Source organism: Streptomyces sp. NPDC087901 (assembly GCF_044742205.1).
Taxonomy (GTDB): Bacteria; Actinomycetota; Actinomycetes; order Streptomycetales; family Streptomycetaceae; genus Streptomyces.
Genome location: NZ_JBIUUC010000012.1, coordinates 97,235 through 111,117 on the forward strand (window position 1 = coordinate 97,235; position 13,883 = coordinate 111,117).

11 protein-coding genes are annotated in these 13,883 nt (G+C 71.7%); 7 read left to right on the plus strand and 4 right to left on the minus strand.

Annotation, left to right across the window (positions count from 1 at the left end):
- The first annotated feature begins 250 nt into the window (after positions 1 to 250).
- Positions 251 to 631, plus strand: coding sequence for a hypothetical protein (locus ACIOEW_RS30285; RefSeq protein WP_362552713.1), 381 nt, complete (start codon positions 251 to 253; stop codon positions 629 to 631).
- A gap of 312 nt (positions 632 to 943) precedes the next feature.
- On the opposite strand, the gene ACIOEW_RS30290 is transcribed toward ACIOEW_RS30285, so the two are convergent.
- Entirely contained in the window at positions 944 to 1,300 is a 357-nt protein-coding gene (locus ACIOEW_RS30290; protein ID WP_362552716.1) for a hypothetical protein, read from the minus strand.
- Positions 1,301 to 1,452: 152 nt separating this feature from the next.
- Positions 1,453 to 2,667, minus strand: coding sequence for an MFS transporter (locus tag ACIOEW_RS30295; RefSeq protein WP_401967563.1), 1,215 nt, complete (start codon positions 2,665 to 2,667; stop codon positions 1,453 to 1,455).
- Positions 2,668 to 2,766: 99 nt separating this feature from the next.
- Here ACIOEW_RS30295 and ACIOEW_RS30300 point away from each other — a divergent pair, with 99 nt between their 5' ends.
- From ACIOEW_RS30300 to ACIOEW_RS30315, 4 genes are all read left to right on the plus strand, one after another.
- Positions 2,767 to 3,852, plus strand: a complete 1,086-nt coding sequence (locus ACIOEW_RS30300; RefSeq protein ID WP_401967565.1) for a DUF5937 family protein — start codon at positions 2,767 to 2,769, stop codon at positions 3,850 to 3,852.
- 594 nt (positions 3,853 to 4,446) lie between these two features.
- Positions 4,447 to 5,964 carry an MFS transporter gene (locus ACIOEW_RS30305; protein WP_401967567.1) on the plus strand — a complete coding sequence of 506 codons (1,518 nt, stop codon included), beginning with the start codon at positions 4,447 to 4,449 and terminating at the stop codon, positions 5,962 to 5,964.
- Positions 5,846 to 6,523, plus strand: coding sequence for a TetR family transcriptional regulator (locus ACIOEW_RS30310; protein WP_401967570.1), 678 nt, complete (start codon positions 5,846 to 5,848; stop codon positions 6,521 to 6,523). Before ACIOEW_RS30305 ends, ACIOEW_RS30310 begins: the two co-directional genes overlap by 119 nt.
- A gap of 56 nt (positions 6,524 to 6,579) precedes the next feature.
- A complete protein-coding gene (locus tag ACIOEW_RS30315) occupies positions 6,580 to 6,873 on the plus strand; it encodes a DUF1330 domain-containing protein (RefSeq protein WP_401967572.1) in 294 nt (97 codons plus the stop codon).
- A 50-nt stretch (positions 6,874 to 6,923) separates the two neighbouring features.
- Here the strand turns inward: ACIOEW_RS30315 and ACIOEW_RS30320 are convergent, their stop codons facing one another.
- Positions 6,924 to 7,130 (minus strand): hypothetical protein, encoded by a 207-nt coding sequence (locus tag ACIOEW_RS30320; protein WP_401967573.1) that lies wholly within the window; start codon positions 7,128 to 7,130, stop codon positions 6,924 to 6,926.
- A gap of 383 nt (positions 7,131 to 7,513) precedes the next feature.
- Between ACIOEW_RS30320 and acnA the strand changes: the two genes are divergently transcribed.
- Positions 7,514 to 10,240, plus strand: coding sequence for an aconitate hydratase AcnA (gene acnA / locus ACIOEW_RS30325; protein ID WP_401967575.1), 2,727 nt, complete (start codon positions 7,514 to 7,516; stop codon positions 10,238 to 10,240).
- A gap of 85 nt (positions 10,241 to 10,325) precedes the next feature.
- Here the strand turns inward: acnA and ACIOEW_RS30330 are convergent, their stop codons facing one another.
- Complete coding sequence (locus tag ACIOEW_RS30330) at positions 10,326 to 12,284, minus strand: FUSC family protein (protein WP_401967577.1); 1,959 nt, start codon at positions 12,282 to 12,284, stop codon at positions 10,326 to 10,328.
- 304 nt (positions 12,285 to 12,588) lie between these two features.
- Here ACIOEW_RS30330 and ACIOEW_RS30335 point away from each other — a divergent pair, with 304 nt between their 5' ends.
- Positions 12,589 to 13,818, plus strand: coding sequence for an ROK family transcriptional regulator (locus ACIOEW_RS30335; protein WP_362548029.1), 1,230 nt, complete (start codon positions 12,589 to 12,591; stop codon positions 13,816 to 13,818).
- Positions 13,819 to 13,883: the final 65 nt, after the last annotated feature.

Here is a 13,883-nt window from a genome sequence, read left to right on the forward strand (position 1 = left end):
GGTTGCGGCAGGCCACATTCACTGCGGTTTCACGACGGTTTCAGCGTTCTGAAACCGGGACGGCGGACGGCAACGCCTGCTGGCTCCTTCGCCGTTGCGACCTCAGCGCGGCCATCGCCGCACCCCGACTCGGCGGACGTCGGCACCGTCGCAGATCGCGGCAAAGACTCTGGCGCAACCCTCGGCATAACCTCCGGCGCAACCTCCGCGAAGAGTGCTGCCGTACCGCGGGACTGTCTATGGTTCGGACATGCCATCACTCCGTGTCGGTCCGGACCCGCGTTCCGGCGATGTACAGCCCGATCGCCGGATGCCCTCCGGGGTGGACCGGGTGATTACGGGGTTGTCCTACTGGTGGGCGGCTTCTCCCCTCATCCTGCTGACCCCCGTGATCGCTCTTGCGATGGGATTTCCGGAGGTGCGGGAGGAGTTCGGCAGGGCATGCGGGCTGGCTGCTCTGGGCAGTGCGGTGGTCGTGCCCGCCGCGGGGGCCGTGGTGGCGATCACCGGGCACCGACGGCAGGCTCGTCGGCGGTTCGCCGTCATGGGAGCGGTGTCCAGCGTGCCGGTCCTCTTCTTCTGGGTCTTCGGCGTGCTGCTCGCCGAGTGCCCTGGCAGCCATCACTGTTAGCGCCGCATCAGGCGACGTTCGCCTTCTCGGCCGAGCTGTCAGGAAGCGCCAGGGTCCGCCTGTGGCGGGAGTTGTCGGTGGCGGATGCGATGCCCGCGGCCGACAACACGATCCGGGCGATGCGGGGGCACAGAGGGCCGCGATCCTGTGGTGTGCGCCGTCGTTCGTCAGCCGCTGCTCCACCAGCGCCGAAAGCTCCAGACGCGTATGTCATTCGAGCCACCCCTAGTCGCGATACCAGCGTGTTCACGCCGGCCGGCCAGGGCAGCCATCGCAGTCACCAGTGGCAACTCCACGCGCGAGCCCCCGGGGTCAGCGCCGAAGTGACTGTTGGGCAATGGCCAGGGTGACGTCGACGGTGTCGCTCCAGGAGCAGACTTCCAGCCACGACAGGTAGCCGTTCTCCGCGAAGACCAGAACCTCCCCGGGGCAATCGCCGTCCGTCAGGTATATCCGGGCTTCAGCTGCCACCACCGTGCCCGGGCCCGACGGCGCCGACTCCACGGAGGTGGTGTCGAGTTCGAAGTAGGCGGTACCGCACCCGCACGTGCAGCGACCCGATACACGCAGGTGGGGAATCTGCCGCCGAAGCACGGCGTGAGCCGGATCGGCCTCATCGAGGAGGGCATCGAGCACGAAAGCCACATCGGCAGGCAGAGACTCCAGCACGCGATCACCGTATCGCCCACCCCTGCCATTCCTGCCGGGCCTCCCCTTCCCGCGGTGCGAGCCAGGCGGCGGTCCGATTCCTATGAGACGGGTCGGCAGTCGTCCTTGCGCACAGATCGCCGAGCTCACGAGCCTGCTCGCGCCCGGCGGCATCAATGGCTGAGCGGCGTTCCTTGATCCTTCTCGGTGGCAACGGCGGAGGCGGACAGAAGCGTCGCACCGGCGAGGCTGCCCCAGAGGGCGGCCGAACCGTGGGAGGCGAGAGCGGTGATGACCGCAGGGGAGACGGCGAGGCCGAAGCCCGTGGAGAGCTGGAAGCGGGCGAGGGCGCGTCCCAGGACATGGGCCGGGGCGAGGGCGGTGACGAGCGCGGTGGCGCTGCCGGCATAGATGATCTCGCCGATGGTGCAGACCACGGACACCGTGGCGACGGCCAGGGCACTCCAGCCGTGTCCCAGTGAGGTGGCCGCGAGGAAGCCGAGGTAGGACACGGCGAGTACCACGCCGGCAAGAGCCAGCACGGCCCGCCGGGAGAAGCGGGACATCAGGACGGTGACCGGAATCTGCAGGGTGACCACCAGTACCGTGTTGGCCACGAAGATGGCTGCCGACCACACCGGGGACGCGTGCAACTGTGTCACCAGGACCAGAGGCAGCGCGATTTCGGGGACGTTGAGGCAGAAGACGTAGACCACGTTGGCGGCCAGCAGCACACGCATCCGAGGTGTGGGCTCATCGGACCTGTCCTTGGCCGAGATGGCGGCCGGATGCGCGCGCAGGTGAACCGACCATGCCAAGGCTGCCGCAGCGAGATAGGCGAGCCCGGTGACGGCCGCCAGCGCCTGCAGTGCGGTCGTGCCGCCCGCCAGGCATGCGGTGGCGAGGAGCGCGCCCGCGCCCAGTCCGGCGTTGCGCAGGGCGCGGCCTCCCGCGAGAGCGGCGTCGCGTTCCCGGCCGTGGGCGACCGTGGCCACGAGAGCTGCATGGGCGGCCGGCCATGCCTGGTTGCCGATGCCGAGGAAGAGCGCCGCCGTCGCGAACATCCAGACGTGCCCCGCGGGGGTGGCCAGCAGCAGCGCCACGCCCAGCACCCGCACCAGCATCGACGCTGCCACGACCGTGCTGCGTGCGCCCCGGTCCAGCCAGCGGCCGACAGCGGGCATGCACACCAGACTCACGACGACGCCGACCATCATGGCGATACCGGTGGCAGGCGCGGACAGCCTCAGCACCGTCAGCCCGTAAAGAAGCAGAAAGGGCCGCAGCATGCCGGTGCCGAGCGCGTCCACGGCCAGGGCGACGGCATAGCGGGGGCCTCCGGAGGCACGGATGAGGGCGCGCGGCTGGATCTTGGTGGTGGTTGCCATGGCGCCAACGGTGCGTTCGGCCGCCGGGCCGGCCATGCCGGTTGACGGACACCGTCAATCGACGCGTTCGCCGGCCGTCCGGCCATCGATGATGAGGGGATGACGTTGAGGATCGACATCGGCGGCCTGCCGCCCGGGCGACTGCGGTTCGCCGCCTCCCCGCTCGCCGAACTGACCGCGATGCTGCACGTGCTGGCCGAACCCGCGCATCACCCGCAGTTCGCCGGCTGGGCCGGGGACGTCTGGGCCGGGCTACGGCCGGAACTGGCGGAGCGGCTCAGGGAGGCGGAGTTCCTCTGGCGTTCCTCGCGAGCCGACTTTCTGGTCCCCGCTCGACCCCGGCCGACCCTCGCCGAGGAGTTGGACGATGTGGACCGGATCGACGACGAAACCTATGTGACCGCCGCGCTCATCACCACGTGCGGCAGCAACCGGGTCCACTTCGCCGCACCGTCGCCGCTCGCCGACGCGACGGCGCGCGAGCGGGCCCTGGACCTGGCCCAGGCCCGCGGCGCGCTCCAAGAGGCCTTCGCGGAAAGGCTGCTCGCGGATCCGGCCGCCGTGCGGGCACGGGTGCGTCACACGCTCGAACAGTGCGCCGACGCCTTCTTCGACGCCGCCTGGAGAGGCGTCGCCGTGCAACTCGCCACCGACCTGCGCCTGAAGAACGACCTGCTGAAGCGCCAGGGCACCGGGGCGGCACTCGCGTCGGTCTCCGGCGCCGTCACCCTGGCGCCGGACGGCAACTGCATCATCGTGGACAAACTGCAGGACAATGCGACCGCCGCCCACGGTACCGGGGTCACCTTCCTCCCCAGCGTCTTCGGCCGCCCGCACCTGGTGGTGGTCCACGCGCCCGGGTGGCAGCCGGTGGTGCAGTACCCCGTGGCCGAGGCGAGTCCAGCGGAGCCGGTATCGCTGGAAACGGTCACGCTACGGCTGGAGGCACTCGCGCATCCGGTGAGGCTGCGGCTGCTGCGCACCCTGGCCCGCGGCCCGCACACCACCGGTGAGCTGGCCCACGCCTGGGAACTCTCACCCCCGGAGGTTTCCCGCCACCTTGCCGTCCTGCGCCGCGCGGGCCTGCTCACGGCCCGGAGGCAGGGCCGCTACGTCCGTTACACCGTCGATCTGCCCGGTCTGACGGCGCTGGGGACCGACCTGCTGGCGGCCGTACTGCGCTGAGTGGCTTCGGTCCGCTTGCGGGGCGGTGTGCCGGCCGACCCGTTTCGGAGATGGCCGGCCGACGTGCGGGCAGGCCATGAGATTTGTGCTTGCCCGAGTAGTTCTTCCGGTTCGCCTCCCGGTCTACGCCCCGCCGATCTCACCTGTCCCGGGCCCGGACCCGTCGCTGGGACCCGAGTGAGCATTGCCGGACTCTTCGGAGGCGGCCTCCACACCACCACCCTCGACGGCTGGAGCCTGGCAACCACCCTGGTCCGAACCCTGCTGGTACTGACACACCACCAGATCGCACGATGACCGACGATCTCCCGGCCACGATCGCGCCGCCACGCTGCGCGAGCCCCCAACGCCCCCTCACGCCAGGGCCGGTGACCAGCACGAAGCACAAGGAAACTCGCTCAATACGGAGTGATTCGCTCCGGGGCGCAGGGGCGCAGGGGCGCAGGGGCGCAGGGGTGCGGGCCCGTCGGTCGATGCCTCTTGCGAGGTGAATGGCGTTCACTTATGTTGGTGAACGTCATTCACCTCGGAGAGGGTCTCCCTGTGTCCGCTGATTCGCATCCGTCGACGGCTCCGGTCGCCCACCGTGGCGTCATGGCTGTGCTGGCGGCCGGCGGCATCGTCACCACGCTGGTGCAGACCGCGGTCGTGCCGCTGCTGCCGCAGTTGCCCCGGCTGACCGGTGCGGCCCCGGTCGATGTCGGGTGGGTGGTCACGATCACGCTGCTGACCGGCGCGGTCGCCACCCCGCTGCTGGGGCGGGCCGGGGACATGTACGGCAAGCGGCGGATGCTGCTGCTCGCGCTCGGGGCGCTTGCCGCCGGATCGTTGGTGTGTGCGTTCGCCTCCACGCTTCCATGGCTGCTGGCGGGGCGGGCGCTGCAGGGTGTGGGGGCGGCGGTGGTGCCGCTGGCGATCAGTTTCCTGCGGGGTGTGCTGCCGCCGCAGCGGACGGGTTCGGCGGTGGCGCTGATGAGTTCGACGGTGGGCATCGGTGCGGCGCTCGGGCTGCCGCTGGCCGCGCTGCTGGTGCAGTACGCGGACTGGCACGCGATGTTCTGGGCCATGACCGTGCTCTCGACGGGTGTGCTCGCCCTGGCCTGGCGGCTGCTGCGGGAGGAGCCGGTCCGGTCGCCGGGGCGTTTCGACCTGCCGGGGGCGCTCGGGCTGAGTACGGGGCTGGTGCTTCTGCTGCTGGCGCTGTCCAAGGCGGGGGAGTGGGGCTGGGGCAGTTGGCGGACGCTGGGACTGTCGGGGGCGGCGCTGCTGATCCTGACCGGCTGGACCTTGCACCAGCGCCGTGCGCCGCGGCCGCTGGTGGACGTGCGGTTGGCGACGCGTCCGGCAGTGCTGCTGCCGCACCTTGCCGCGCTGCTGGCCGGATTCGCCTTCTACGCCAACTCCCTGGTCACCGCGCAACTGGTCCAGGCGCCCCGGGCCACCGGGTACGGGCTGGGGCTCTCGGTGGTGGTGGCGGGTGCCTGTCTGCTGCCCAGCGGTGTGATCATGGTGCTGTGCGCCTCTCTGTCCGCTCGCATGTCCGCCGCCCGCGGGGCCAAGGTCACTCTCACCCTGGGCACGATGGTCATCGCGGCCGGCTACGGTTTGCGCCTCGCCGACAGTCGGCAGCTGTGGGCGGTCATCGCGGGCGCGGCCGTGGTCTCGGTCGGCACGGCGTTCGCCTACTCCGCCCTCCCCATGCTGATCATGCGGGCGGTGCCGCTGGAGCAGACCGCCGCAGCGAACGGCCTCAACGTCCTGATGCGCACCATCGGGCAGGCCTTGTGCAGCGCGGTGGTGGCCACCGTGCTGGCCCAGCACACCCGTCTTTTCACCGACCCGGCGGGCGCGGCCGTGTCGGCGCCGACACTGGACGGGTACCGCACGGCCTTCGCCGCAGCGGGTGCGGTCGCGCTGCTGGCCTGCGCGGCGGCCTGCCTCATCCCGCGCCCGCCGCGGCCCGCGCTGTTCCCCCTCCAGGAGACTGAACCAGATGCCCCACCCGAACTCCGCCTCCCCTCGAAGCGCCCGCCCGCGAACGACGTCCAGGAAGGAGCCGACCCCGGCCCCGACGCCCGACTCGGACCCGGACCGGCCGGCACGACCGCGTGACGCCGACGCGCGCCGCGCGGACATCCTCGACGCAGCCCGGCGGGCCTTCGCACGGCACGCCTACGCCGACACCACCATCGCCGCCATCGCCGCCGACGCAGGCGTCAGCCCGGCGCTGGTGATGAAGTACTACGGCACAAAGGAGCACCTGTTCACCCAGGTCTTCACCTTCGACGCCGACGCCTCCGCCCTCTTCGACGCCCCCCTGGACCGCCTCGCCCGGCACATGGTCCTGCACCTGCTGGCCACCCAACGCGGCCAGACCCGCGACCCGATCCTGCGGATCGCCTTCTCCCGCCACCACCTGGAGCTCGGCGGGCAGGCGCGGGCCAACTTTCGTACCCAGGTCATCGACGCCCTCGCCGCCCACCTCCCCGGCCCGGGCGCCCCGCTGCGGGCGGAGATGGCCATCGGCGTGCTGCTCGGCCTCGGCGCTCTCTACGCGACCGTCCAGGCCGACCAGCTCACCCGGCTCGACCCCGAGGAGGTCGCCGACCTCTACGTCCCGCTGCTGCAACCCCTGCTCTGCGGCGGCTCCCCGGCCCTCGCATCCGAATAAGCCCATCCTGCCAACGGCGAACGTCGGCACAGAACTTCAAAACACTGGAGGTTTCCATGGCCAAGGGTTACTGGGTCAGCGCCTACCGCACCATCTCCGACCCCGAGAAGCTGGCTGCCTACGACAAGCTGGCCCGTCCGGCCGTCCGGGCTGCGGGCGGACGGCTCCTCGCCCGTGGCGGCCGGGCCGTCGCACACGATGCCGGAATCGCCGAACGCACCGTCCTGATCGAGTTCGACAGTTTCGAGCAGGCCGTCGCCGCACGCGAGAGCGAGGCCTACCAGGAGGCGCTGGCCGCCCTCTCCGGCGGCGTCGAGCGGGACTTCCGCATCATCGAGGGCCTCGACTGACCGAAGGGGGACGCTCTTTCGGATCACCGGGCCGGCCGCTGCGAGTGCGGTCAGCGGTGGCTGTGGTCGACGGGCGGGAGGCCGGGTTCGGCCGGCAGCCGGGCGATGCGTGCGCGGCTCCGCCCGTCCGCCGGGGTGTGGACCGCGACCAGCCTCAGCGCCATGGGCATGCCCATGGCGCTGAGGCTGGTCGCGGACATCCGGACCTCGCCGACGGCGGCGTTGGACTGAGTGGCGCGTCGCGCGCTGGTCCACATGCCGCCGTCTGCTCACCGGGCAGCGCGGCGAGATCTTCACGCGTCTACAGCGGTAGTGGCCTGCACCGGGGTGGCCCGGGCGAAGCCCACCACGAACCCGGCCTCGAGCCGAAGCAGCATTGATCCCGCACAATGCGTCACTCAACCTTCACTGCGACAGGTCAACAGGCATGCCCTGACATGACCCTTCCCCGGTCATGTACTAGAGTTATCTCGACATCGAGATATATGCCGAAGGCGCACAGCGGGCCGCCGCGCAGTAAGGGCTACCTAACTAAGCCTTACCTTAGCGGATGGTCGGGTGGCTGAAGGCGGCACCACGCGGCGCCCGCCGAAGTGAGGCGCGGCGCGGAGTTACGCGCACATTGATGAAGGAGACTGTCGTGTCGGCGAACAGCTTCGACGCCCGCAGCACGCTGCGCGTGGGCGACGAGTCGTACGAGATCTTCAAGCTGGACAAGGTCGAGGGCTCCGCGCGCCTCCCTTACAGCCTGAAGGTGCTGCTGGAGAACCTGCTCCGCACGGAGGACGGCGCGAACATCACCGCCGACCACATCCGGGCGCTCGGCGGCTGGGACTCCCAGGCCCAGCCCAGCCAGGAGATCCAGTTCACGCCGGCCCGCGTGATCATGCAGGACTTCACCGGTGTTCCGTGTGTCGTGGACCTCGCCACCATGCGTGAGGCCGTCAAGGAGCTCGGCGGCGACCCGGCGAAGATCAACCCCCTCGCCCCGGCCGAGCTGGTCATCGACCACTCCGTCATCGCCGACAAGTTCGGCACCAGCGACGCGTTCGCGCAGAACGTCGAGCTGGAGTACGGCCGGAACAAGGAGCGCTACCAGTTCCTGCGCTGGGGCCAGACCGCCTTCGACGAGTTCAAGGTCGTCCCCCCGGGCACCGGCATCGTCCACCAGGTGAACATCGAGCACCTGGCCCGCACGGTCATGGTCCGGGGTGGCCAGGCCTACCCCGACACCCTCGTCGGCACCGACTCGCACACCACCATGGTCAACGGCCTCGGTGTGCTGGGCTGGGGCGTCGGCGGCATCGAGGCCGAGGCCGCGATGCTCGGCCAGCCGGTCTCCATGCTCATCCCGCGCGTCGTCGGCTTCAAGCTGACCGGCGAGCTCCCGGCCGGCACCACCGCCACCGACCTCGTGCTGACCATCACCGAGATGCTCCGCAAGCACGGCGTCGTCGGCAAGTTCGTCGAGTTCTACGGTGAGGGCGTCGCCGCCACCTCCCTCGCGAACCGCGCCACCATCGGCAACATGTCGCCGGAGTTCGGCTCCACCGCCGCGATCTTCCCGATCGACGACGAGACGCTGAAGTACCTCCGTCTGACCGGCCGCGACGCCCAGCAGGTCGCGCTCGTCGAGGCGTACGCCAAGGAGCAGGGCCTCTGGCTCGACCCGGCCGCCGAGCCCGACTTCTCCGAGAAGCTGGAGCTCGACCTCTCCACGGTCGTCCCCTCCATCGCCGGCCCGAAGCGCCCGCAGGACCGCATCGTCCTCGCGAACGCCAAGGCGCAGTTCGCCCAGGACGTACGCAACTACGTCACGGACGACGAGGAGGCGGGCAAGGAGTCCTTCCCGGCCTCCGACTCGCCGGCCACCCACAACGGCGTTCCGTCGAACCCGGTCACCGTGACCGCCCCCGACGGCACGTCCTACGAGCTGGACCACGGCGCCGTCACCGTCGCCGCGATCACCTCCTGCACCAACACCTCGAACCCGTACGTCATGGTCGCCGCGGCGCTCGTGGCGAAGAAGGCCGTCGAGAAGGGCCTGACCCGCAAGCCGTGGGTCAAGACCACCCTCGCCCCGGGCTCGAAGGTCGTCACCGACTACTTCGACAAGGCGGGCCTGACCCCGTACCTCGACAAGGTCGGCTTCAACCTCGTCGGCTACGGCTGCACCACCTGCATCGGCAACTCCGGCCCGCTGCCGGAAGAGGTCTCCAAGGCGGTCAACGACCACGACCTGGCCGTGACCTCGGTGCTCTCCGGCAACCGTAACTTCGAGGGCCGGATCAACCCCGACGTCAAGATGAACTACCTGGCGTCCCCGCCGCTGGTCGTCGCGTACGCCATCGCCGGTTCGATGAAGGTCGACATCACCAAGGACGCCCTCGGCGTCGACCAGGACGGCAAGCCCGTCTTCCTCGCCGACATCTGGCCGGCCGAGGCCGAGGTGAACGACGTCGTCGCCAACTCCATCGGCGAGGACATGTTCAACAAGTCCTACCAGGACGTCTTCGCGGGCGACGCCCAGTGGCAGGCGCTCTCGATCCCGACCGGCAACACCTTCGAGTGGGACGCCGAGTCGACCTACGTCCGTAAGCCCCCTTACTTCGAGGGCATGACGATGGAGACCACCCCGGTCTCCGACATCACGGGCGCCCGCGTCCTCGCCAAGCTGGGCGACTCGGTCACCACCGACCACATCTCCCCGGCCGGTGCGATCAAGGCCGACACCCCGGCCGGCAAGTACCTCACGGAGCACGGCATCGAGCGCCGTGACTTCAACTCCTACGGCTCGCGCCGGGGTAACCACGAGGTCATGATCCGCGGCACGTTCGCCAACATCCGCCTGCGCAACCAGATCGCGCCGGGCACCGAGGGCGGCTTCACCCGCGACTTCACCCAGGCTGCTGCTGCTGGCGATGCCCCCGTGTCGTTCATCTACGACGCCTCGCAGAACTACCAGGCCGCCGGCACCCCGCTCGTCATCCTGGCGGGCAAGGAGTACGGCTCCGGCTCGTCCCGTGACTGGGCGGCCAAGGGCACCGCGCTCCTGGGCGTCAAGGCTGTCATCGCCGAGTCCTACGAGCGCATCCACCGCTCGAACCTCATCGGCATGGGCGTCCTCCCGCTCCAGTTCCCCGAGGGCCACACCGCCGAGACCCTCGGCCTGACCGGCGAGGAGACCTTCTCCTTCACCGGCGTGACCGAGCTGAACGACGGCACGACCCCGCGCACGGTCAAGGTCACCACCGACACCGGTGTGGAGTTCGACGGCGTCGTCCGCATCGACACCCCCGGTGAGGCGGACTACTACCGCAACGGCGGCATCCTGCAGTACGTGCTCCGCAGCCTGATCCGCAAGTAGGGATCAGCGGCAGTACGGCGAGAGGGCCGCATCCCCGGCGACGGGGGTGCGGCCCTCTCGCATGTTCCGAACGAGAGGGCCTGGGTCAGGGCCGGGTGAGGGAGCCCGCCGTCGCCGGTTCGGCGTGGCCGGCCGTGGTGAGCCGGTGAATGCCGTGCAGCTGGGTCATCACGTCGCGCAGCGACCGGCAGTCCCGCGGACCCGGGCCCGGCGCCGGACGCGCGGTGCGGTGGCCGTCCTCCAGGGCGTCCGCCAGCACGGAGAGCGCCGTCGTCACGCGCTCCACGTCGCCGGACGAGGGCCGCGGCACCCCGTTCTCCACCCGCAGCGCGCACGCGGTCGCCGCGTCGACGACCAGCTCGGCGGCCACCGTCACCGCCGACCAGTCGTGGCGTCGCCCGCCGAACGGACCGGGCAGCTCGGCCGCGACGGTCTCCGCCGCAGCCCGCGCCTCGGCGAGCGCCCGGTACGCGGCGCCGCGCAGGGCCAGCCCCTGTACGTCGCTCCGCTGCCCGCCCCCGGCCGGGTCCGGCGCGTCCAGCACATGGCGCAGATACCGCTCCGTGCAGCGCAGCGTGACGGCGAACCGGTGACCGGCCCGCACCCGGGGATCGGCCACCAGCGGCAGGTGGCCGACGAGCAGCACGATGACGCAGGCCAGGAACGTCTCCAGCAGCCGGGACGCGGCCGCCTCGGTGTCACCCGCGGTGTGCACGAAGGACAGCACGAGCACGGTGATCACCGCGGTCTGGAAGGCGAAGTGGCGGGTGGAGAGGGGGACCAGGGCCCCGGCCACGACGACGGCCGCCACGACGAGCGGCGGGCCGAGGCCGCCGAGCGCGGCCATGAGCGCGACGAAGGCGAGGACCCCGGCCACGGTCCCGGCGAACCGGTTCACCACCCGTGAGAACAGCGGGCCCAAGTCGGGCTTCACGAGGAACGCGGCGGTGGCGGGCAGCCAGTACCAGTGGCCCTCGTGCAGCAGCAGCGCGACGGCCGCCGTGACCGAGACGCAGAGCGCCACGCGCAGCCCGTACTCGCGTCCGGCGGGTGTGAACAGACCCGGGCGGAGACCGGAGTCCGTGCCGGCCGTGCGGGGGCGCTCGGAGATGCGTGCGGGGTGCGCGCCGGCCGTCGTCCGGTCGAAGACCACCGCGGCCTCCAGCACCGCCCGGTCGAAGGCGAGCCGTTCGACGGTGTCCGGCCGCGGGCTCGGCAGCGTACCCGCGGGTCCGCCGGAACGTACTGCCGCGGCCAGCCGCCGGGGTCCCTCGGCCACCGTGTCCGGGACGGGCCGGCCCTCCCACAGCAGCGCGATGCTCGCCTCGCAGAGCGCGACCCCGGCGCCGAAGCGTTCGGCGAGGCCTCGATCGGCTCCGCCGGCCCGGCGCGGCCAGGGCAGCAGCCGCATGAGCCGCAACGCCTCGTCGGCCTGCTGCTGCGCGGCGACCAGCGCGCGTCGGGCGGCCGGTGCCCCCGGCCCGCCGAGCGCGCCCAGCGCGTCCGCGAGCGCGTCGAACACCGCGGCGACGGCCTCGCGTTCGCCGCTCCACCGCATCGCGCTCCGCGATCGCGGGGTGCGCAGCAGCAGCCGCAGGACGACCAGCCAGCCCGCACCGGACAGGAAGCACAGCGCCTTCAGCCACGCAGGTCCGGCCAGCGGCATTCCCATGCCGATCGTCGTGGTGACCAGCATCTGGAGTGCGGCCGCCGACCACACGCCGCCCCTGGCGCTGAGTGCCCCGGAGACCCAGCCCACCAGGAAGAGCACGGGAACCGCCGCCCATCGCCCCGTCGCGTCCGCGACCAGTGCGCCGACGAGCAGCCCGAGCGATCCGGCCGCGGCCGGGAGCCCTATGTGGACGAGCCCCTTGCGGCGCGTCCCCGGACGGTCGTTGACCCCGGCGAGCATGGCCCCGAGCGCGGCGAGAACGCCCGCACCCGGCTGCCCGACGGCGATACCGGCCCCGAGCAGCGGGCCGGCACCGAGGGCGCCGCGCACCATGGCGGTGCGGGGCACGGGGGCCCGGCGCAGACGAGTCACGTGGGTGAGCCAGGCGGGCGCGTGGCGCCGCGACCTGGACCTGTCGGTCCGGACTGCCGGAACGTGCACCGCAGACCTCCTCGTTCACCGGACCACGGGGTCCGGGGGCGGGTGGAGCGGGCAACGGCGGCCGCGTACACCGCGAACGTAACAGGGGGACTTGTCGGGCGGGCTGCGGTGATGTTTCGGGCGTGTGATCCTTCGGTACGGTCCGTCGGCCCACGGCGGCACCGGCACGAAACCGCAGGTCGTCCGCGGGGTCGCGCACGGCATCCGCGCGCGAGGCCCTACGCTCGAAGGCCTGATGACCATCCATCCCGCCTCGCCCGGCGTCAAGTCCGGAACCGAGTCCGTGCGCCGTAACAACCTCGGCCTCGTCCTGCGTGCCGTCCTGGAGGAGGGCGAGGTGACCCGCGCCCGGGTGGCGGCCCGCGTCGGGCTGACCCGGGCTGCGGTCTCCTCGCTCGTCGAGGAGCTGCTGGCGCTCGGCCACCTGACCGAGTCGGGCAAGACGTTCAGCGGAAGCGCCGGACGTCCCGGCACCGTGCTGAAGGTGTCGGACACCGGCCCGGCCGGGCTCGGCGTCGAGATCAACATCGACTACGTCTCGGTGTGCGCGGTCGGGCTCACCGGCACCGACCGGGTCCGCGTCACCGAGCACATCGACAACCGGAACACCCCGCCGGCCGAGGTCCTCGCCCATGCGGCCCGGCTCACCAACCGGGTCATCACCTCGACCGGCGAGCAGGGGCTGCGGGCCGTCGGCGTCGAGCTGGCCCTGCCCGGACTCGTCTCCGGCGGCATGGTCCGCCAGGCACCCAACCTGGGCTGGTACCGCGTCGCTGCCGAGGGCATCTTCGGCCAGGCGCTCAGCACGCTGCGCCCGGCCGGCCGGGCGCTGGCGGTCAGTTCCGACAACGAGGCCAACCTGGCGGCGCTGGCCGAGCTGTGGTTTGGCGGCCTGGGTGATGCCGGATGCTTCCTCTACCTCACCGGCGAGATCGGCGTCGGCGGTGCTCTGGTGCTCCACGGCGAGCTGCTGCGCGGCGCCCACGGCTTCGCCGGGGAGGTCGGGCACGTGGTCGTCGATCCGGAGGGGCCGCTGTGCGGGTGCGGGGCGCGGGGCTGTCTGGAGCAGTACGCCGGTCAGGCGGCGCTGCTGCGGGCGGCCGGCATCGACCCGGCCGCGGGTGTGCGCGGACTCGGCGAGCTGGAGAAGCGGGCGAGGGCGGGCGACGCGGAGACGCTGGAGGTGCTGCGGGCGGCCGGTGACCGGATGGGCGTGGTGCTGGCCGGGGCGGTCAACCTCTTCGATCTGGACACCGTCGTGCTGGGCGGCATCTACCGCGACCTGATGCCGTGGCTCGCGAAGGCGGCCGATGCGCAGCTCGCGGACCGGGTGGTGTCGGGCCGGTGGCGCACCGACGGCAGCGGGCTGCGTGCCTCCTCGCTCTCCGGCGACGCGGCACGGGGCGCGGCGGCCCATGTGGTGCGCGGGGTCCTGGCGGACCCGGCGGCGCACGCGGCGCGCTGAGGCAGGGGCGCGCAGCGGGGGAGCCGGCGCAAAGGGAAGCCGCGCAGAGGGAACCTGCGCAAAGG

Bases quoted from the DNA above. Each gene is read 5' to 3' on its own strand.
- ACIOEW_RS30295 (WP_401967563.1), bottom strand. From the start codon at position 2,667: ATGGCAACCACCACCAAGATCCAGCCGCGCGCCCTCATCCGTGCCTCC.
- ACIOEW_RS30320 (WP_401967573.1), bottom strand. From the start codon at position 7,130: ATGTGGACCAGCGCGCGACGCGCCACTCAGTCCAACGCCGCCGTCGGC.
- ACIOEW_RS30300 (WP_401967565.1), top strand. From the start codon at position 2,767: ATGACGTTGAGGATCGACATCGGCGGCCTGCCGCCCGGGCGACTGCGG.
- ACIOEW_RS30285 (WP_362552713.1), top strand. From the start codon at position 251: ATGCCATCACTCCGTGTCGGTCCGGACCCGCGTTCCGGCGATGTACAG.
- ACIOEW_RS30305 (WP_401967567.1), top strand. From the start codon at position 4,447: ATGGCTGTGCTGGCGGCCGGCGGCATCGTCACCACGCTGGTGCAGACC.
- ACIOEW_RS30315 (WP_401967572.1), top strand. From the start codon at position 6,580: ATGGCCAAGGGTTACTGGGTCAGCGCCTACCGCACCATCTCCGACCCC.
- ACIOEW_RS30310 (WP_401967570.1), top strand. From the start codon at position 5,846: ATGCCCCACCCGAACTCCGCCTCCCCTCGAAGCGCCCGCCCGCGAACG.
- ACIOEW_RS30335 (WP_362548029.1), top strand. From the start codon at position 12,589: ATGACCATCCATCCCGCCTCGCCCGGCGTCAAGTCCGGAACCGAGTCC.